This is a genomic window from Bacillus sp. ABR, assembly GCF_056172715.1.
On sequence record NZ_JAOYSL010000002.1, the window covers coordinates 17,904 to 38,529 of the forward strand.

A 20,626-nucleotide genomic window follows, 5' to 3' on the forward strand; every position below is an offset into this window, starting at 1 on the left:
CATAACATGCAGAAACACCATTACGCAGGGAAAGGATAAGAAAATGAACAAAATAACTCAACATGAAGTGACATTAGCACATGCAAATAAAGAAGATTTCCCTTCTATGAAAAAAGATCTTCAGAAAGCTTTTACAGCTGGCGTGATCGATGCATTCGGCGATGCGCAGGAGGGACCGATTCCACCAGATGAAGTGATTGATGAATCTTTTCATTCGAATGAACACATTGTTTATCATATTATGCTAAATGGTGAAAAGGCAGGCGGCGTTGTCATCAAAATCAACCAAGAGACACATCACAACTCGGTTGATTTGCTATACATCTCCTCATCCTCTCACGGCCGCGGCATTGGTCAGGCAGCATGGAAAGCCATCGAGGCTCAATATCCAGAAACAATTGTATGGGAGGTTGTGACCCCATATTTTGAAAAACGCAACATTCATTTCTATGTCAACAAGTGCGGTTTTCAAATTGTTGAATTTTATCACTTACACCATCCAGACCCAAACGCACCTCGTGAAGCAGATCAGGGCAATGAGACTCTAGCACCTGAGGAATTTGAATTTTTTAAATTTGAGAAGGTGATGAAGAAAAACGGTTCATAAGGATGATAACATGCATTATAAAGTTAAAAACACTACCTCATAAAAAGGTAGTGTTTCTTGAATCTTCTCTATCTTCTAATCTGACCGTCGCCACATAGAAGCAGCTTAGTTGTCGTGAGTGCAGGAAGTCCCATTGGCCCTCTTGCGTGGAGTTTTTGAGTAGAGATGCCGATTTCAGCTCCATAGCCAAGTGCGCCGCCGTCTGTAAAGCGAGTCGATGCGTTATGATAAACAGCCGCCGCATCGACTTCGTTTAGAAACGTGAGTGCATGTTTTTCATCTTCTGTCACGATGGCTTCTGAATGCTTTGTGCCATACTGATCGATATGGCTGATCGCTTCCTCGATTGAATCGACTACCTTCACTGCAAGATCAAGACTTAAATACTCATCTGTCCAATCTACTTCCCCAGCAGGAACCGCATCTGAAAAGTAAGACTCTGCTGCCTGATCTCCATGTACAGTGACACGGTGCTCCTGCAAAGCTTCATTTAATGAGGCTGCATTCTCTTTCAGCCAATCGCGATGAATAATCAGCGTCTCAAGTGCATTACATACAGCCGGACGATTCGTTTTCGCATTGATCACAATCTCAATGGCTTTTTTCACATTCGCGGTTTGATCAATAAAGACATGACAGTTTCCTGTCCCTGTTTCAAGCACTGGAATAGTGGATTCCTCCACCACTGTTTTAATTAAAGAAGCGCCGCCTCGCGGAATTAACACATCGATCCATTCTTTAAGTTGAAACATCGCCTGAACCGATGAACGGTCTGTTTGTTCAATCAATTGCACCGCATCACGAGGAATTTTTGTTTGATCCAATGCTTCATGAATCACACTGACAATGGCTTTGTTGGAAGAAATAGCGGAGGAACCGCCTTTTAAAATCACTGAGTTGCCTGCCTTTAAGGCAAGGCCTGCTGCATCGACAGTGACGTTCGGTCTCGCTTCATAGATCATCCCGATCACGCCGAGCGGTACTCTTCGGCTTTTCACATGTAAGCCGTTATCAAGAGTCCATTCATCCAATATTTCTCCAACAGGATCTGTTAATCTCGTCACAAGCCGCAAACTTTCAGCAAACTCATGAATTCTTTCTTCATTTAACATTAACCGATCTAAGAGTGCCTCCGAGAAGCCCTTTTCTTTCCCAGCATTTAAATCTTTTTGATTCTCCTGTAAAATGAAGCGGCTTTTTTGCTCTAACGCTTCTGCCATTTTAAGCAGCGCGTCATTCTTTTCCTCTGTCTGAAGTAAACTTAGTTTTTTTGAAACGTGCTTTGCTTTTTTCGCTTTTTCTTTGACCGATGTGACAACTTCAGCTGTCAGTGTCATGGAATTCCTCCCTTTTGGTTAACAAACTGGAATCGATAAATCTAAATGACAAACAAATGCTTCAAGATCGACGACATGAACGATTTCATCTTGTAACAAGTCACTCTTACGTGCGAGTTCATCTGACGCATAATTCACAATACCAAGCCCTATTTCTCTTCCATCTTGATCTAAAATACGGACGACATCGCCTTTTTTAAATGAACCTTTCACACTGACAATCCCATCAGAATCAAGACTTCCCTCTCGGTGCATGAGAAATTCCTGTGTTTTCTCTTGAACCACGATCTCACCTTTTGGTCCAGAATGAAAGGCAATCCACTGCTTCTTATAGTTCAGCGGCGCTACATTTTCGTCAGCGGTAAAATAAGTGCCGTCCTCTGTCCCATTGATCGCTTTGTCTAAAATGTGAGGCGTATCTGCTTTTCCTAAAAAGCCATTGATACCTGCGGCCATTGATATTTTAAAAGCATCGAGCTTTGATTTCATTCCGCCTGTACCTACACTGCTGCCTGCGTCTCCAGCAGCTGCTTCGATGTCTTCTGTAATGTCAGTGACTTCAAGAATTCTCTTTGCATTTGGATTTGTATGAGGATTATCTTCATACAAGCCATCAATATCAGATAAAATGGCAAGGAAATCCGCATCAATTAAGCCAGCTACTTTTGCAGACAATGTATCGTTGTCTCCAAACTTCAACCGATTGATCGTCACTGTATCATTTTCGTTAATAATGGGGATGATGCCTCGATCTAATAACACATTCATTGTGTTGCGCACATTTTGATAGCGCGTTTCATCAGAAAAATCACTTCTTGTGATTAAGAGCTGTGAGGCAATATAACCGTGTGATAAAAATAAAGTAGAATATGATTCCATTAGAAGCCCTTGCCCAATTGAGGCAGATGCCTGCTTTTCCGGCAGTGTTTTCGGTCTATCGATAAATCCTAGTTTTCGGTAACCAGCTGCAACCGCACCAGATGAAACCAAAATGACTTCGTGTCCTTCATCTTTCAGTTTCACAATTTGATTGACGAGGTTTTCTAGTTTTTTTAAACTAATCTCACCTTGAAAGCTAGTAAGAGAGCTGCTTCCGATTTTCACAACAATTCGTTTTCTCTCTTTATTTGCGTACACCTTATCACTCCTGCATCTGAACTCTATTTATATAGATACTTTTTGTTTTTGCTGATTGCTTATCTCTTTTGATCGATTGGCAGCATGTTTGACAGCCTGCTTGATCGCTTCTCCTCCGCCAAAATCATCTAATGCATTCAGTCCAGCAGCAGTTGTTCCATTTGGTGACGTAATATTCTCTCTTAGGACTGAAGGATTTTCCTCTGTTTCTTGGAGCATTTTTGCCGCACCGAGGAGTGTCTGCGCGCCAATTTGGCGAGACAATTCCTTTGATAAACCTGCCTCTTCTCCTGCTTCTTCGATTCTTTCCATTAAGAAATAAAAGTAGGCGGGCCCGCTTCCAGCAATTCCAGTAAAGATATCCATTTGCTCTTCCTGAATGGTATAGACTTCGCCCATTTCAGATAAAAGAGCCTGGCTTATGCTCATATGATCGTTTTTCACATAACGTCCAGCCGATAAAGCAGTCGCTGATGCCCCGATCGTACTTGAGGTATTTGGCATGACCCTTATAACAGGCTGGCCTTCGTGCAGCATGTCTTCAATATACGATAGCTTAACACCTGCAAGGACAGACATGATAAGCTGATCTGGCTGAATACGAGATTTTAATGATTCCAGTGCTGCTTCAGCATCCTTTGGTTTCATGGCCAGGATCAACATATCCATTTCTTCAAAAGGAAATGAATCCATTGCGGCTGTTTGAATTCCGTATTGTTTCGTTAGTTCATTCAATCGATGTTGATTTTGTCTGTTTGTTGCGTAGATTTGGCCTAGCGGCATCTGTCCTGATCGCACAATCCCTGCAATCATTCCTTCCGCCATAGAACCTGCTCCAATGAAAGCAACTTTCTTTTGATCAATGATATTGATCCTCTCCCTTGTTCGCTTTTTGTTCGTGTTTTTCACACGTTAGTTATCGTAACATGATGAGAAATCGTGTCAAGAAAGAGCCAGCGCTTTTCAAAAGTCCCGAATGCATGGCGGACAGCTTGCTGTAAGTATGTTAGCCGTGTTTTTCAAATTCAGCGAGTTAGATCAAAAGAACTATGATCATTTGAATCATAGGACCCTTTCGTTCGACTGAATTCCACATTTTATTTTTGGTTTCGGTGACTTCAATTCTATTTTTTAGAAAGCGCTCTCATTTTAATCACTTTCTATTTTCCTATTTGGTGAATGTGCTTGAATCTTTCGATTAGACTATTGACATATTTTAGAAAACATGTCCGTTGAAATGATATTTTACTGGTGATACCGTGAAAGAGAAATCATGTGAAAAAGGAGCGTTCATAATGAAAGTGAAAGAAAACTATATCAATGTGATTCCAATGAAAGAAATCCGTTCTACCGATGACCTTCTTTTCCCATTCCCTATTTACAATGAGCTGCGTGCAGAAAGTGATATTAGATATGATGAGACAAGAAAGTGCTGGGATCTCTTTCGATATGCCGATATCCAGTCTGTTTTAAAGCAGCCTAAAGTGTTCTCTTCACAGCGGGGAAGAAGCACGTCTAAAACAAGTATTTTAACGATGGATCCTCCAAAACATACAAAGATGAGAGCGCTCGTGAATAAAGCATTCACCCCAAAAGCGATCAAGCAATTAGAAGATAAGATCAAAGACCTGACACATGATCTATTAAATCAAGTCAAGGATCAACGTACGTTTGATATCGTGCAAGATTTAGCAGCTCCCCTGCCAGTGATGATCATCGCTGAGCTTCTCGGTGCAGAGGTGCAGGACAGAGAGCTGATTAAAAAACATTCTGATGCCCTTGTGGCAGGTGCTAAGGATGAATCAAAAGAAGCCATTCAGGCTGTTGTAGATATGCAAAAACGCGCTGAAGAAGAGCTGTCCATTTATTTTGCTCATCTGATCAAAAAACGAAAAGAAACGCCTGCGGATGACTTGATCTCGCTTCTCATTCAAGCAGAAATCGATGGTGAGCGTTTAACGGAGAATGAACTGCTTGGCTTTTGTATTCTATTACTCGTTGCAGGCAATGAGACAACGACCAATCTAATCACAAATGCCGTACGACTGCTGACAGAGCAGCCGCATATCGCTGAATCCGTTCGACAGGACCCCTCTCTTATTCCTCAATTGACTGAGGAAACGTTGCGGTATTATCCGCCTGTTCAAGCCATTGGCCGAATCGCCGCAGAAGATGTTGAAATTGCTGGCGCACGCATTGAAAAGGGAGACTACCTCATCGGCTGGGTTGCTTCAGCAAATCGGGATGAACAGAAGTTTGAAGATCCAGATACGTTCCGGCTTGACCGGAAATCAAATCCGCATATGAGCTTTGGATTTGGCATTCATTTCTGTCTCGGTGCACCGCTTGCCCGGCTTGAAAGCAACATTGCGCTTGATGTTTTACTCCATACGTTTCAAGACATCACCTGCGCTGCAGATCAGCTAAAACCTATACAAAGCACGTTTGTTTTTGGGGTAAAAGAATTTCCTGTACAAGTCACACGTTTTTAAAAGCCCCTTTTTCAGGGGCTTTTTTTCATTTTCTTCAATTCATCATCTCTTTCTTACCTTCCACCTCCGAACATGCTAAAATAAAGTCCATACAAAGCGATAACGGAATGCAGAAAGGAAGCCGAAAACTCATGACCGATTATACAGCAATGAAAGACGGAATTTTCAAATCAGTTTGTTCGTTAGATTGCCCGGATCAGTGCGGTCTTTTAATACATAAAGAAAATGGAAAGATCGTGAAAGTGCAGGGAGATCCGGACCACCCTGTCACACAAGGAAACATATGCAACAAAGTGCGTAATGTCACAGCCCGTTTATACGATGAAAAAAGACTGACCACTCCTTTAAAACGTGTTGGTAAAAAAGGCGAAGCGCAGTTTGCACCGATTACGTGGGAAGAAGCCATTGAAACCATTCGTCAAAAATGGACAAAGCTGATCGAAGAAAAAGGGTCAGAAAGCATTCTGCCTTACAGCTTCTATGGGAACATGGGCAATCTCAACGCAGAAGGAATGGACCGCCGCTTTTTTTATCGTCTTGGTTCAAGTCAGTTAGACCGGACGATCTGTCAGTCAGCGGGCACGACTGGCTATAAATATACAATGGGTGCAAGCATTGGGACAGATCCTGAAGACACCATTCATACGAAACTATTTATCTTTTGGGGCATCAATGCCGTATCGACCAATATGCACCAAATCACCTTGGCACAAAAAGCGCGAAAGCAAGGAGCTAAGATTGTTGTGATTGATGTTCACAAGAACCAAACCGGCCGGATGGCAGATTGGTTCATTCCGCTTCGACCTGGTACTGACAGTGCGCTTGCCCTTGGCATCATGCATGTCCTTTTTAAAGAGGAACGTACAGATGAAGCCTTTTTAGAGACTTACACGGTCGGCCATAAAGAGCTGCGCGAGCATGTGAAGCAGTATGATCCAGACACAGTTGAGCGAATCACGGGTGTCCCTAAGGATGACATCATGACACTAGCTAGAATGTACGCTGAGACATCGCCCTCTCTTATTCGCATTGGGAATGGTTTGCAGCACCATGATAATGGCGGGATGAGTATTAGAACGATTTCCTGCCTCCCTGCCCTGACTGGTCAATGGCTGCACAAGGGCGGCGGCGCGATGAAATCAAACTCTTCTTTTCTTAGCTATAATGAAACAGCTCTTCAGCGGCCGGATTTATTAAAAGAACGCACACCTAGATCATTTAATATGAACCAGCTGGGAAGTGTGCTGACAAGTGCAGAGCCTTCCGTTGATTCTCTCTTTATCTACTCGTGCAACCCTGCAGTTGTAACACCTGAAGCGAATAAAGTCAGAGAAGGTTTGCTGAGAGAGGACTTATTTACAGTGGTTCATGATTTATTTCTAACAGAAACAGCGGCGTATGCGGACATTGTCCTGCCGGCGACATCTGCCTTTGAAAATGAGGATTTCTATACATCATATTGGCATCATTATATTCAAATTCAGGAGCCAGTGATAGAACGCTACGGAGAAAGCAAATCTAATACTGAAGTATTCCGCCTGCTAGCTCATGCGATGGGTTTTGAAGATGAAGCCTTCCGAGAGACAGATGCTGAGCTCATGGAACAAGCTCTTCATCATCCAGAAAATCCGCATTATGAGGACATTTCATACGAAGCATTAAAAGAAAAGAAATGGATCAAAGCAAAACGTGGAACTTTCGAGGAATTAAAGCTTCAAACCCCAAGCGGAAAAATTGAGCTTTATTCTGAACAAATGAAAAAAGACGGGTATCCAGCACTTCCAACCTATGTGCCCCTTTATCAGGAAAGCGATTATCCGCTTACCTTTATACCGGGACCGAACCATAATTTTTTGAATTCCACCTTCTCACTTCATGAAAAGCATCAAAAGCTTGAGAAATTTCCGAAGCTTCACATGAATGAACAGGATGCAAAGGAAAGAAAAATTGAAGATGGTGACATGGTCCGTGTACTGAACGATCGAGGAGAGTGTGAGCTTGTCGTGTCAGTCGGTCAAAATGTTTTATCTGGTGTTGTGGTCAGTCAAGGATTATGGGCAGATCAAAAAGGGAAAAAACATTTAGTGAATGGGTTAACACCTGATCGATTGGCAGATATGGGCGGCGGCGCGACGTTCTTTTCTGGCAGAGTCGAAGTTGAAAAATTATCATAGAAAAAGTAAAAGCCAGCAAAAAACTGCTGGCTTTTTTATATGCTTTTATCGTCCAATAAACAGCTGGTTGGTCATCACATTCGCACTTCCACTGCTTTGGTAGCCTTCTACAGTAAATGCCGTTTCATACATTTTACCCATTGGCATGCCTAAGCTTTCCCATTTATTAAAATGCGCACTGACGGAGACCGTTCCGCTTGTACGTTTGGTTTGACGTACACTCCAATATTGCTTGAAGGTCGCAATCCCGATAATGGAAGGCTGATTGACGCGGGTCGTTTCATAAATGTCATATGTGCCTCCATCGGCATAAAATGATCCTTTATACGCTCCTGTTGGACGATATGTGCCCCATGAATCAACAATGTAGTATTCTGCTAATGGAGATTGTGTCCAGCCATAGACACATAAATAGGAATTCCCGCCTGGGTTAAAGTTTGCGTTGTAATTGATGGAGATGTTGCCAAGCTGATGATGAGTTTTAGTGGAATCAAACTTCTTTCCTTTCCGAAATAAAGCATTTCCGATACTGTTCCAGCCTGCAGTAAATGCCCCGCCGTTATTAAGTGTCATTGAGGTGTTTCCATAATCCTTCCATAATTCATAATCGTATCCGCTATGTGTACCCATTTCATTATTATAAATCGTTTTCGCATCAGCTGGCACAGCCGTCAGTGTCAGCACAAATCCAATACACACCACAAACAAAAGCCTCAATCTTTTCAAATTCATTTTCCATCCCTCTCCTTTTTTCATCCGTATTGTTCTGTCATCCCTAAGGTGAAAACCCATCACCTCCTTTCATGCAGCCTTCTCTGTTAGATGGAACGATACGGCTTTAACCCGGCATGGATGTCTTTTGTTTGTGTATAAATCCTTTGATACAAATGAAATAAATCGGCATATACTTCTGCATGCTGCTGATTTGGCTCATAAACAGCGGCTTGATGGATCAATTGATTAGCACATGCTTCAAGTGACGGATACCACCCGCAGCCAACCGCGGCAAGCATGGCTGAACCTAATGCAGGCCCTTGTTCATTGTCTAACTGGATGACGTCAGCCTGAAAAATGTCTGCTTGCATTTGAAGCCATGTCCGGCTTCTTGCACCGCCGCCAATGGACACAATAGAATCTATGTTTTTTCCTGCCTGCCGGAATAATGCGATAGATTCATTCAGCGAAAAGGTAATTCCCTCTAACACAGCCCTGACAACATGTGCCCTTTCATGCCTGCTGTCTAATCCTATCAAGCTGCCGCGAATGATCGAATCCGCATGAGGTGTTCTTTCTCCGACTAAATAGGGAGTAAAAAGCAATCCTTTCGCTCCTGGTGCAACATGAGCCGCACCTTCTAAAAGTGATTGGAACGATTCCTCAGGTGCCAGTAAGTGTTTTGCCCAGTTAAGACTATATCCCGCTGAAAGGGTGACGCCCATTGTGTAAAAAGCGTCTTTTTTTGCATGATGGAACAAATGCAAATTCCCCTGAAGTTCCCTTTCATGATCTTCTTCATAGGAAAGAATGACACCCGATGTGCCGATGCTGCATAACGTGCGGTCAGTGGATAAGATACCAGCACCAATTGCTCCGCAAGCATTATCTGCCCCGCCGGCAAAAACCTTCGCGCCCTCTTTCATCCCAACATCACGTGCAATGTGCGGCAAAAGTGTACCAACCTCTTCCTCTGATGTGACAAGCGGCGGGCAAATATGAGGAGGAATATCAAAAGCCTGACAAATCTCCTCACTCCACGTCTGTTCACCGATATTTAACAGCAAAGTGCCAGCTGCATCAGAATAATCAATATGGACAGCGCCTGTTAAACAAAATCTGACATAATCTTTTGGGAGTAAAAACATGTCGATTTGTTGATCAATATGTGGTTCATGTTCCTTTACCCATAGTAATTTAGGCAGTGTGAATCCTTCTAACGCCTGGTTTTTTGTGATCTTTTGCAGCCGGTCCCCCAGCTTTTTTGTCATGTGTTCACATTGTGCTGTCGTTCGTGTATCATTCCATAAAATTGCAGGGCGGAGCACTTCGCGAGATTCATTTAATAGAACCAACCCATGCATCTGTCCGGAAAAGCTGATGCCTTCGACTTGCCTTGAATGAACAGGTTGCTTTGCCATCAGTTCTTTCATCACAGCTATTGTCTGCTCTACCCAATCTTCAGGATGCTGCTCACAATATCCCGGTTTCTCTTGAATGAGGCGGTACGGCTTAGAGGCTTCGCAGCACACCTTTCCGCTCTCATCGACTAATATCGCTTTGACCCCGCTCGTTCCAAGGTCAATTCCCATCACATATTTCATGTTTTCACTCCTTCAAAACAGGTCCGCCCATTCAATTAATCTTCTAACAAGTATTGATTTAAACGGGCCTTCAGCTGTTCCTCTCTTCCCGATTCGTTTCTGATCAAAGGATGTTTCAGCGCATATTCTTCTAATGTATGAAAGTTTGCCTTCCCTTCTGAAATGTCACGTCCAATTCCTTCAGAAAAGCTGCGATACCGGTGCTTTATCACATCTTCAAACACACGATCTTCTATGAGTCTATGAGCGACCCGCAGTCCCTTTGCGAATGCATCCATTCCGGCAATATGGGCATATAAAATATCTTCAAGTTCAAAGGAAGCTCTTCTCACTTTTGCATCAAAGTTGAGACCGCCAGCCCCTAGCCCGCCATTTTGCAAAATTTCATACATGGCAAGAGTTGTGGCATACAGATCGGTTGGAAATTCATCTGTATCCCACCCAAGAAGCGAATTCCCTTGGTTCGCATCAACAGAACCGAGCAGCCCATGAATTCTTGCGACACGCAATTCGTGCTCAAACGTATGGCCAGCGAGTGTCGCATGATTGGCTTCGATATTTAATTTAAAATGAGAATCTAATCCGTATTGCTTTAAAAAAGCGATGGATGTCGCTGCATCTGTGTCGTATTGATGAGTTGTCGGCTCCTTTGGCTTTGGTTCAATTAAAAATTGACCTGTGTACCCAATTTCTTTTGCATAATCAACAGCCATATGCAAGAAGGCCGCCATGTGATCAAGCTCTCTTTTCATATCTGTATTAAGCAGCGTATCGTACCCTTCTCGTCCACCCCAGAAAACATAATTTTCTGCACCGAGTTCTTTGGCGGTTTCGATGCCTTTTTTAACCTGTGCGGCCGCATAGGCAAAGACATCTGCATGACAAGATGTCGCAGCACCGTGTACAAATCTAGGGTGCTTGAACATATTGGCCGTGTTCCACAGCAGCTTTACTCCGCTTTGCTGCATGTATTCTTTCATTCTTTCTAAAATGATGTCTAATTGTTGATTGGTCTCTTGAAGCGTCTCTCCCTCTGGCGCGATATCGCGGTCATGGAATGAAAAATACGGTACATCTAGTAGGTCAAAAAGCTGAAAAGCGACTTCCAATCTAGCTTTTGCTAAATCCATTCCGCTATAGGAGTCCCATACTCTCTGCATCGTGCCAGTTCCAAACATGTCAGTTCCATCAGCGGTTAATGTATGCCAATAAGCGACTGAAAAACGCAGGTGGTCTTTCATTGTTTTTCCGCCAATCACTTCGCTTGGATTATAGTATTGAAAGGCGAGTGGATTTTTTGATTGTTTTCCTTCATATTGAATTTTGCTGATTCCTTCTAAGCTGTATAACGTTTTCATATTTGATTTAGCCATTCTTCATTCCTCCTGAGTACACTTTGTAAGTTGATTCAACAAACTAATGATCAATGTATGAGAAAATCTCTTTGAATTTTCCATATTTTTTAGTTTTTTAGAAATATTTTCGTTATAATAAAGTTAAAATCATCTTTTTTATCGAATACATGCGAAAAAAAGCAGCTCTTCTCAACTTAATCTAAAGACGAAACAAATGGAGTGGATAACGTGGATATCGCTGATCAGAACTTTGTAAAAAAAATAAATCAAAAACTATTATTAAAAGAAATTCTCCAGCATGCGCCCATTTCGAGAGCAAAATTATCTGAACGCACTGGATTAAATAAATCGACTGTTTCTTCTCAAGTAAGTACGTTAATGAAGGAACATCTTGTCTATGAAATCGGCCAAGGTGAGTCTAGCGGCGGGAGAAGACCGGTTTTACTGATGTTTAATAAACGTGCTGGCTGCTCCATCGGGATTGATGTTGGTGTTGATTATGTCAATGGCATATTAACAGACCTTGAAGGGTCCATTCTTTACGAAGAGCAGATCAAGCTCCCACCGAGCTCTCCTGATGTAACGATACATAAATTAATTGAATTAATACAGCAGCTCATCACACAAATGCCCTCTTCCCCATACGGGCTCATTGGCATTGGTCTATGCATACATGGGTTAGTGAATGCAGATGAACAAATCGTGTTTACGCCTCATTCCAAATGGAAAAATGTTGATCTGAAAAAGCCGCTCCAAGACACATTCCAAGTTCCGATCTTCATTGAAAATGAAGCAAATGCCGGTGCATATGGTGAAAAAATCTTTGGTGCCGCTAAACACTATGACCATTTGATCTATGCAAGCATCGGCACTGGCATAGGGATCGGAATCATTATCAATCATCACTTATACAGAGGAGCGTACGGCTTTTCTGGTGAAATGGGACATATGACGATTGATTTTAATGGACCAACATGCAGCTGCGGGAACCGTGGGTGCTGGGAATTGTATGCATCTGAGAAAGCCTTGTTTCAGTCTCTTCAAACAGATGGTCAGCCCATCTCCCATCAAAACCTGGAACAGCTGGCCAAGTTAAATGATATGAGAACGCTCAATGCTCTGCGCAACTTTGGTTTTTACCTTGGCGTCGGCCTCACAAACGTTCTTCATACCTTTAACCCGCAAGCCATCATTTTAAGAAACAAAGTGATCGAATCACATCAGACGGTTCTACATGTGATTGGGGAGGAAGTATCCTCACGAATGGATACGCAATTCAGCTCACAGATAGAGCTGCTCCCCTCATCATTAGGACACAATGCACCAGTATTGGGGATGACATCTCTTGTCATAGAAGCTTTCCTGCAAGATGCCACCCTCACAACATGACCTATTTATTTTCCAATAAAGACAGCCCGTAGCGCGTTGTCTTTTTTTAATTCATCTGTTTCCTCGTAGCGAAAATAGTGAAAATCAGCAGGCAGACGCTCGCCGCTCGTATCTTGACACTGCATACCGACAAATGCTCCTGTAAAAAATCCCCCACCTCTAATGAAATCATCGGATAAATGGATGGATTCAAGCGGCACATCAATTTCCTTCCACTCTTTTTGATCAAAAGAATAAGAATATTTATATGTCTCTTTCTGAACGGTCACTTTTAAATAGACATAAGTGACCTCGTCTGGAATGATGATTTTATGTGTCAATGGCTGAGAAAAGGCAAGGTTTTCACAGACAGATAGCTCAAGAGTGCGCCCAAGTTCCTCATCATATGTCACCTGGAGTGCTGTCCAGTTTTCCGTATTATAATAATTCACAAGACCAGCGGCTTGCTGAAAGTTTTCTGGGAAGAACGAAACAGCTGTCTCTGCTTCAAAATAAAAGCTTTGCCAGCGCCTTGCAACAAAAGCTTGGGTAAACTTAGACGTTAAAGATTCGTGACCGAATAACCTTAAATGCTGAGGTTTCTCCGTTAACGAACCAATCTGATCGGTAAACGGAATTCTTAATGTTTGGAAGTGTCTATTTAGTGTTGATTCTTTAAATTCATCGACTGTATGGTAGGTTGGTGCAAAAACCTTTTCTTCGATCTTTGGCGCTTCAACCTCAAGCGTCCCCTCTTTTCCGCCTACAACATAAGGCCAACCATCCTTCCATTCGAGCTTTTGTATGGCTGTTTCTCTTCCTAAAGGGCACCATCCTCTCTGTTGAAAAATAGATTCCTTGCTTGATTGAATCGGGCGGCCAGTGAGATGAGCGAGATACCATTCATTTGTATGCGTTTGAACGATTGAAGCATGCCCGCATTTTTGAAGCGGATGTTCAGGCGCATGGAAAGCACTTAAAATCGGGTTATCAGGATGAACCTCATAAGGCCCTTCAATATGCGGGGACCGGGCGATCGTTGCCGCATGCTCATACCTGGTACCTCCTTCTGCCGTTAATAAATAGTAGTAGTCACCGATATGATACAGATGCGGCGCTTCTGTCAGTTTAATCGGTGTGCCTTTAAAAATGACCTTCCTTTGACCGATGAGCTTCTTTTCAGCCACACTATATTCCTGCAAGGCAATACCTGCAAAGGAATGGTGCTTTTCCCTATGATCCCACAGCATATTTAAGACGTATTTCTTCCCGCTTTGATCATGGAATAAAGATGGATCAAACCCAGAGCTGTTGAGCCGGATCGGTTCACTCCAATCGCCGTCCACTTCGCTTGCCGTGACCAAATAATTATGACCGTCTTTAAATGGACCATCCACTACTTTGATATCTGAATAAATAAGCCAAAACTGCCCATCCGCATAGCTTAAACACGGTGCCCATACTCCACCAGAATCAGGATTTCCCTTCATATCCAGCTGTGACGTTTTTTGCAAAGGACGCGCAGCAAGATGCCAATGGACGAGATCCTTTGAATGATAAATTTGCACCCCTGGAAACCACTCAAATGTAGAGACGGCCATATAATAATCTTCTCCGACACGACAAATACTTGGGTCGGGGTTAAACCCTTTGAGCACTGGATTGGTAATCTTCATTGAACTTCCTCCTCTTTCAGAGACCTACATTTTAAAATCGTCCATATGATCGATATATACCTTGTCTCTGTTCTCAAGCTCCCGTACGACTTTTTTATGTTTTTCTTCATCTAGGTTATAAAAATTAATATCCACCATCGCTAAAATCAGTAAGCATACAGGAATCACCGTTGTCGTGATTAAAATGCCAAGTAATGCTTCTGGTGTTTGCACTTGATTCGCAATATAGCCAAAGCGATCGAGTACAAGCCCTGGCACAATCCCGCCTAATGCCATTCCAAATTTAAAGAAGAATCCGATGATGGCATAGATGAGTCCACCCATCCTTTTCCCTGTTTTATATTCGCCATATTCAACGGTTTCAGGAATGAGCGCCCACATATATGCACCGGCTGTAATACTTCCTGCAGCTGCAACTAGCCTGAAAATAAGTATTAAAGTGATTTGACTCGGCGGTATCACAAGTAATGCAAGAAGACCTACGATATTCAGCAATAATGAATAATTCAGCAGCTTTTTCTTTCCTAACAGCTTGTGCAGTTTTGGAATAAACGGCAGCACCATTAAAGCAGGCAGACTCCCAATGAGTCCGTACCATTTCACTAAATCTTCTCTGCCGAGGTTATAGGTCACATAATAGATCCCAACAGAGTTGCTGATCGAGTTCACGCCAAAAATAATAATAAAGAAAATGCTTAATACAACAAGCGGACGATTCACACGTAACTGGACAAAGATATCACTGAACTTAATTTTTTCCTCCGGCTTTTGAAGCGTGACACGTTCATTCGTGCTTTTAAAACAGAAAATAAGTAATGCACCGCCAAGAACGCCGAGAAAAGCCATCGTCATCTGCCAGCCGAGGGCTGTATTTCCTGTTTTATCACTCAAAAAAGTCGCAAGAAAAGGAACAAAAAAAGCAACAACTAGACCTCCGAGATTAGCAAAAAGCATACGAACAGACGTAATACTGACAACCTCTTGGTTATTTCTTGTCATTGCGGATGTTAAAGCACCATAAGGAACATTGATGAATGTGTATGTAAGCGATAAACCAACATACGTGATGTAGGCATAAACGAGTTTACCCATTTCAGAAAGATCAGGTGTTGTAAAGCAAAGGATGGCGAGTACCACAAAAGGAAACGCCCCGAATAACAAGTAAGGTCTGAACCTGCCAAAACGGCTGTTCGTTCGATCCACCAATGCACCAATAAACGGATCTGCAAGCGCATCAATGGCCCGAACAACTAAAAACATCGTCCCTGCTGCTGCCGCTGATAAACCATACACATCTGTATAAAAAAATAATAGATACGTAGAGACAGTTGCATAAATTAAGTTACATGCGAAATCTCCTGAAGCATATCCCACTTTTTCAGACATACGAATCTTTTTTAAATTCTCACTTACCATGAGCTTTCTCCCTTCTTCTCTTAGCCTCTTCTAATGAACAGATGATGGAGGGCAGCAGCAGTCAATGCAATGAATATAAAGCGCTTTCAATTTGTTGTAAAAATGAAGCTGAAAATCTAACCCTTTCAGCTTAGCCCACATACGCAGCAAATGATTTGAATGACAGAATCATCCCCTTCAATAGTCGGATCATCACTTAGAACTCATCTTAGTTTATCGACTAAACAAACTAAGATGAGTTCATTTTATAAAATCTGATCTGACTTTTCAATATTTTTTGAAAAAATAATCCAAATAATTGATTTCTTGTCATTTTTCTGCTGAAATGACGTGAAAAACTGAAGTGAATCATTTAATGGTTGCAATTCAGCTCATCCCATGCTATATTTATCAAGCGATGAGCTGAATTGTGTAAGTCGGGTAACATGTCTCCTTGAGACACACACGAATGTGGCGTGTGGTTATTCCGCCTCAATACGCAAAAGACATCTTCTCAGGAAGATGTCTTTTTTCTTATCCTATTTTTGTCCCATTTTCTACAGGCTCATCTGTTGCTAGTAATACTACGTCTTCTTTTGACGGCATGCCCCCTAATACAAGCACTTCTGACTTGAACCCTGCAATTCTTCTTGGCGGAAAATTGACGACTGCTACGATTTGCCTGCCAATGATATTCTCAGCTGTATACCGTTTTGTCAGCTGAGCACTGGATTGTTTTAGACCAATCTCTTCACCAAAATCAATCTTGAGTTTTAATGCAGGTACTCTTGCCTCTGCAAAGAATTCTGCTTCGATAATCGTCCCAACACGAATATCTAACGCTAAAAACTGTTCAATATCTGCCATCTGATTCTCTCCTCTTCATTCCAGGGTAAGTTCATTTACTAGAGACATCCATTGTTTTTTCATTGTAGCACATTCATTTCGTAAAAAAAGTGAGTCAAAAAGCCGATTCATCGCAAATCCAACCTTTAGTTTACATAATAATTTTATTGTCTTGTATTAAATGTTTGCATACTGAAAATGAATTCAGTAAAATGGCAAATAATCCTACTGCTTCCTCCCAAATATATTGGGGAGGGGTTAACACTTGTTTACATTATCGGATATGTGGACATTTTGCTGGTCGTTTTTCGTCATTCTTCCTATCGTTGCCATCTTGCATCAGGTTGGCCATATTATGGTCGCGTGGATGTTTGGCGCAAAGGTTTCTTTTGCTCTTGGCAGAGGCAAAAAAGTATTGAAAATAGGCGTTGTTGAAATTAGACGTATCTATTTTCTAGATGCATTTTGCCATTATGAAGAAATGAGGAAAAATAACCGATTCTCGCACATTCTTGTCTACCTAGGCGGATCATTATGCAACCTGCTCAGTGTTCTCATCCTGAATACAATGATCGCCAATGATATCCTGCCAGAACATCAATTTTTCTATCAATTTGCTTACTTCTCTGTCTACTATGTATTTTTTGCACTGCTGCCAGTCCAGTATGCAGATCATCATCCGAGTGATGGGCAAGCGATTGTGAACATCATTCGGCACGGTGAACCATGTGACATCATTGACTAACAGGATGGCTTCCGGCTGTCAATTTGATAATGAATCGTTAAAAAGGGAATACCGAATAGCTTCATTTGATGAACTGCTGTGAGACTTTTATCTGTCTCCGGCTTCATATGAAAGCTTTCTTCCATTGGCAGTTTCATGGTGATAAAAGGCGTATGCAAATACAATCCTTCGTCACCGGTACTGCCTTTTGGACATGCACTTTTTAAGAGAAAGTCTTCCTTTTCATTAAAAGGTTTTAAAATGGCGGTCATCTGAGAATATGGAAGCGGCAGCGCAATATTCATATAGCCCGCAGCTGCATCGTGATGATGAGCATAAAGTGCAAAAAAGACCTGCTCCCCTTTTTCGTTGTGACGAATCCACGCCCTGACTTTCTTTCGCTCTTCTTTAGGATGTTGAAATGTAGTCAGACGTCCCTTCATTTCATATGGGATACGAGATGTTCCTAAATAGAGCTGCCCTATTTTCTTAAACATGGGCTGAAGTAAAAAAACAAACGGCCTCACCCACCAATGAAAACAGACTGCTGATTTTAACGTAAATGCCGTCGGATTTTCATAAAACCTCCGAATCACAGGTGATACCCTTTCAGCTGAAAACGTCGTTCCATTTAAATCATCAAGTGAATCGACTAAACCGAGCTTCTCGCGATCATGCATTCTTTCCTTTTGAAAAGAGATCTTATGAAAACGGCCATGCACGCTTGATATCGGAAAGTTCTTCTGTTTCAATTGATCCTTTGGCCCTTCGATCAGCCATCCAATCAGACCTGGTAAAATCACAAAAAAGGCATTGATACTGCCATGAAACCAAATCATCTGATCAATACTGATATAGGTCACGTGCATGAGCATGCCGGCAGAATATAGAAGAGATAGCACGATCGTCGCCATTAAGATGCAGCTAGAAAACACAACCAGCCTTTTTGCCACAGTCGATCGAAACCTTGTTCTCATACAAAGAATGCCGTACAAATAGAGTGCAATGACATATAGCATAACGCTGAACGTATCAAATAGACGGGAGAAGCTAATCCCAACAGCAATCATCACAGGCGACAGCAAAATCACCCAGCCTGCCCCTTTGTATAAAGCTGTCTCTTTTTCTCTCTGTCTCCCTAATAATCCATAGAAAAGCGGGATAAAAAAAGCAGAGTAATGAAAATGAATAGCAGTCAAAAGCACGATGATTGGTGAAAAGGTCATCACCTGTATATCTGCTGTATACAGCCAAAACCAAAGCCCGCCTAAAGCGAGATACATCCATGCACCATCAATCATCAATTCATGAAGCGGAACGGTTCCCCTTTTCAGCAAACGAGTAAAGCCATATAACGCCAAAATGATCGTATACAAAAACCATCCCGATGCAAACAAAGCAGAATGATAGATAAATGCAGCCGTTGCACAAAAAGCAGCTAATGGAAAAGCTTTCATTAAAATACCGAGCAGTACTCCCGGCTTACTCTCACTCTCTTCCTTCGCAAAAAAAGCTAACACTGCAGGAAGGAAAAACAGAATCGCTATCAGTACAAAAAACTCTGCTATCGGACCTGTCATCAAACGGGCGGCGATAAAACAACACATGAAGAGAAGGCTTGATATCAAGTGCCATTTATTCATCATGAGACTCCACCCTTTCAGTAAATCGGCCTTTATATGTAAAAAGAGTGCCAAACAGTCGATTTTTCACATGCACATGAATCGTATACTCATCTGTACGCTCGTCGTAGCCTTCTGTGACATCTGACACACCATAAAGCCATGAAGGGAGCGGCCATTCACGTCCTAATAACAGCAGCCTCTGCTTACCGGATTGAATGTGGAGAAAACCATGCTTTGTTACTGTAAAATGAAGCTCTGACATAAGAAGTCTAGGCTTTCCAAAATAGTCTAGTACTTTATGACTCTTCTGATCAATGATCATATCTGCATCAAAGTGCCGTTTCTTCTTTGGGAAATAAAACGTACGGAACCAGTGCATGCCTTCCTCTCCCTTATTTGTCATAAAGGGTTTATTCACAATTCGGAAGGGAATGTTTTTTCCTCTCTCAGGGAAAAAACAGCGAAAGTGTGGACCAATTTTGAAGAAAAATCGAATGAGCCTCGTTCCGCCGCCTATTTCCTCCATGGTACCTTCAGCAGTAAACGCACGGTTGTATCTCTCTTTTAATTTTGGATGCAGCTTATCGTACTCCTTTACTAGATGACGATGAACGACCATGTCTACCTCCCCTTTTCCGTTTGATCGAAAATACATCTATACAATCTTTTAAATTAATCATCCCTCCAATGGATAGGATCAAAAATGCACTCATCACAAGCGGCTCATGAAGTGTCGATTGTGGGGATAGAATCCCGATACAAAGCATCATCAGAAGAAACACGCTTTGAAGAATGAACAGATATTTCTTTGATAGTTTAGGTATCAGCCACGATACGCCTATCAGGGCATAAAATAACCGAAACCCTGTACTATGATCAAAAGCAGAATGTGAAAATGGGAGGACCGCTTGGCATAGCCAGACGATAGCAAACAGCAAACAAATTCCATAATGGGCAAGGGTTCTCTCCAGTAACAACCGAGGGTGCGTTCCCTTTTCAAGCCACGTCTTTAGTGCGCCAAAACTAAAGGCCGTCATAAATCCCATCATCGGGCGAAAAAGAAATCGATCTGCCCACGCCCATCCTTTTCCTTCTTTCGTTTTGTAATCAAATTGAGTTTGAAACACAATATGATCGTTCGTTTTCACATATTTCCAATAGCCGCCGCCTTCTTTGATAAAAGACAAGGGGTGTGACGATTTAAATTTCAGCGAGGATGCCCGTTCATTCCGTTCATCCATCATTCTAGTTCGATATGCTCCTGTCCCTGTGACACTTACACCAAATCCAAGATGCTTTTCATACAAAAAGGTTTGGGGCTGTTCATCTTGAGGTTCATTTAATGAAATGGTTGAAAAGCGCAAATCCCACTGTTCATGAAGCTTTGGATTTTGCGTATATTCCCATACTTTCTCTAAAGGTGCATGAATGGTTGTTTCCACATAAACAGGCTTTCTTTTCATCTGCCTCTACTCCTCTATGTGAATTATTTCACATAATAAGCATACCATGTTTCACAAAACTGTCAAATCTTTATTCATTTTTTCTTAAAAAATTGTGCCATTTATGATA

17 protein-coding genes are annotated in these 20,626 nt (G+C 42.0%); 5 read left to right on the forward strand and 12 right to left on the reverse strand.

The window, feature by feature from the left end:
* Window positions 1-43 precede the first annotated feature (43 nt).
* Window positions 44-607: a GNAT family N-acetyltransferase gene (locus tag OIT90_RS05290; RefSeq protein WP_474892332.1), complete on the forward strand. Its 564-nt coding sequence runs from the start codon at window positions 44-46 to the stop codon at window positions 605-607.
* Window positions 608-675: 68 nt separating this feature from the next.
* On the opposite strand, the gene OIT90_RS05295 is transcribed toward OIT90_RS05290, so the two are convergent.
* Genes OIT90_RS05295 through proC form a run of 3 tightly spaced genes read right to left on the reverse strand, consistent with a single transcriptional unit; the run spans window position 676 to window position 3,906 of the window.
* Window positions 676-1,944, reverse strand: coding sequence for a glutamate-5-semialdehyde dehydrogenase (locus OIT90_RS05295; protein WP_474892333.1), 1,269 nt, complete (start codon window positions 1,942-1,944; stop codon window positions 676-678).
* Between the two features lie 18 nt (window positions 1,945-1,962).
* Window positions 1,963-3,081 carry a glutamate 5-kinase gene (gene proB / locus OIT90_RS05300; RefSeq protein ID WP_144464578.1) on the reverse strand — a complete coding sequence of 373 codons (1,119 nt, stop codon included), beginning with the start codon at window positions 3,079-3,081 and terminating at the stop codon, window positions 1,963-1,965.
* Between the two features lie 27 nt (window positions 3,082-3,108).
* Window positions 3,109-3,906: a pyrroline-5-carboxylate reductase gene (proC, locus tag OIT90_RS05305; RefSeq protein WP_474892334.1), complete on the reverse strand. Its 798-nt coding sequence runs from the start codon at window positions 3,904-3,906 to the stop codon at window positions 3,109-3,111.
* A gap of 470 nt (window positions 3,907-4,376) precedes the next feature.
* On the opposite strand from proC, the gene OIT90_RS05310 reads away from it, so the two are divergent.
* Complete coding sequence (locus tag OIT90_RS05310; protein ID WP_338591197.1) at window positions 4,377-5,573, forward strand: cytochrome P450; 1,197 nt, start codon at window positions 4,377-4,379, stop codon at window positions 5,571-5,573.
* Between the two features lie 131 nt (window positions 5,574-5,704).
* A complete protein-coding gene (locus OIT90_RS05315) occupies window positions 5,705-7,747 on the forward strand; it encodes a molybdopterin oxidoreductase family protein (protein WP_366204838.1) in 2,043 nt (680 codons plus the stop codon).
* A gap of 45 nt (window positions 7,748-7,792) precedes the next feature.
* Here OIT90_RS05315 and OIT90_RS05320 read toward each other — a convergent pair whose 3' ends face one another.
* The 3 genes from OIT90_RS05320 to xylA all read right to left on the reverse strand — a co-directional run bounded on the left by OIT90_RS05320 (window position 7,793) and on the right by xylA (window position 11,438).
* Window positions 7,793-8,479: a glycoside hydrolase family 11 protein gene (locus OIT90_RS05320; protein ID WP_025093139.1), complete on the reverse strand. Its 687-nt coding sequence runs from the start codon at window positions 8,477-8,479 to the stop codon at window positions 7,793-7,795.
* Between the two features lie 86 nt (window positions 8,480-8,565).
* A complete protein-coding gene (xylB, locus tag OIT90_RS05325) occupies window positions 8,566-10,065 on the reverse strand; it encodes a xylulokinase (RefSeq protein ID WP_474892335.1) in 1,500 nt (499 codons plus the stop codon).
* A 35-nt stretch (window positions 10,066-10,100) separates the two neighbouring features.
* Window positions 10,101-11,438: a xylose isomerase gene (gene xylA, locus OIT90_RS05330; protein ID WP_099663415.1), complete on the reverse strand. Its 1,338-nt coding sequence runs from the start codon at window positions 11,436-11,438 to the stop codon at window positions 10,101-10,103.
* 210 nt (window positions 11,439-11,648) lie between these two features.
* Between xylA and xylR the strand changes: the two genes are divergently transcribed.
* Entirely contained in the window at window positions 11,649-12,809 is a 1,161-nt protein-coding gene (gene xylR, locus OIT90_RS05335; RefSeq protein ID WP_474892336.1) for a transcriptional repressor XylR, read from the forward strand.
* Window positions 12,810-12,814: 5 nt separating this feature from the next.
* Here xylR and OIT90_RS05340 read toward each other — a convergent pair whose 3' ends face one another.
* The 3 genes from OIT90_RS05340 to csaA form a co-directional block, all read right to left on the reverse strand.
* Window positions 12,815-14,464 carry a glycoside hydrolase family 43 protein gene (locus OIT90_RS05340; protein ID WP_474892337.1) on the reverse strand — a complete coding sequence of 550 codons (1,650 nt, stop codon included), beginning with the start codon at window positions 14,462-14,464 and terminating at the stop codon, window positions 12,815-12,817.
* 24 nt (window positions 14,465-14,488) lie between these two features.
* Entirely contained in the window at window positions 14,489-15,880 is a 1,392-nt protein-coding gene (locus OIT90_RS05345; protein WP_039179225.1) for an MFS transporter, read from the reverse strand.
* Between the two features lie 513 nt (window positions 15,881-16,393).
* Window positions 16,394-16,726, reverse strand: coding sequence for a chaperone CsaA (gene csaA / locus OIT90_RS05350; RefSeq protein ID WP_039179228.1), 333 nt, complete (start codon window positions 16,724-16,726; stop codon window positions 16,394-16,396).
* A 244-nt stretch (window positions 16,727-16,970) separates the two neighbouring features.
* On the opposite strand from csaA, the gene OIT90_RS05355 reads away from it, so the two are divergent.
* Entirely contained in the window at window positions 16,971-17,450 is a 480-nt protein-coding gene (locus tag OIT90_RS05355; RefSeq protein ID WP_039179231.1) for a hypothetical protein, read from the forward strand.
* Here OIT90_RS05355 and OIT90_RS05360 read toward each other — a convergent pair.
* From OIT90_RS05360 to OIT90_RS05370, 3 genes are read right to left on the reverse strand one after another with little or no spacing between them, the layout of a single operon-like run.
* Window positions 17,447-19,075 (reverse strand): YndJ family protein, encoded by a 1,629-nt coding sequence (locus tag OIT90_RS05360; RefSeq protein ID WP_228280261.1) that lies wholly within the window; start codon window positions 19,073-19,075, stop codon window positions 17,447-17,449. The genes OIT90_RS05355 and OIT90_RS05360 overlap by 4 nt on opposite strands.
* Window positions 19,065-19,673, reverse strand: a complete 609-nt coding sequence (locus tag OIT90_RS05365; protein WP_474892338.1) for a DUF4166 domain-containing protein — start codon at window positions 19,671-19,673, stop codon at window positions 19,065-19,067. The genes OIT90_RS05360 and OIT90_RS05365 overlap by 11 nt, the downstream gene beginning before the upstream one ends.
* Window positions 19,636-20,517 (reverse strand): hypothetical protein, encoded by an 882-nt coding sequence (locus OIT90_RS05370; protein WP_474892339.1) that lies wholly within the window; start codon window positions 20,515-20,517, stop codon window positions 19,636-19,638. The genes OIT90_RS05365 and OIT90_RS05370 overlap by 38 nt, the downstream gene beginning before the upstream one ends.
* Window positions 20,518-20,626 lie beyond the last annotated feature (109 nt).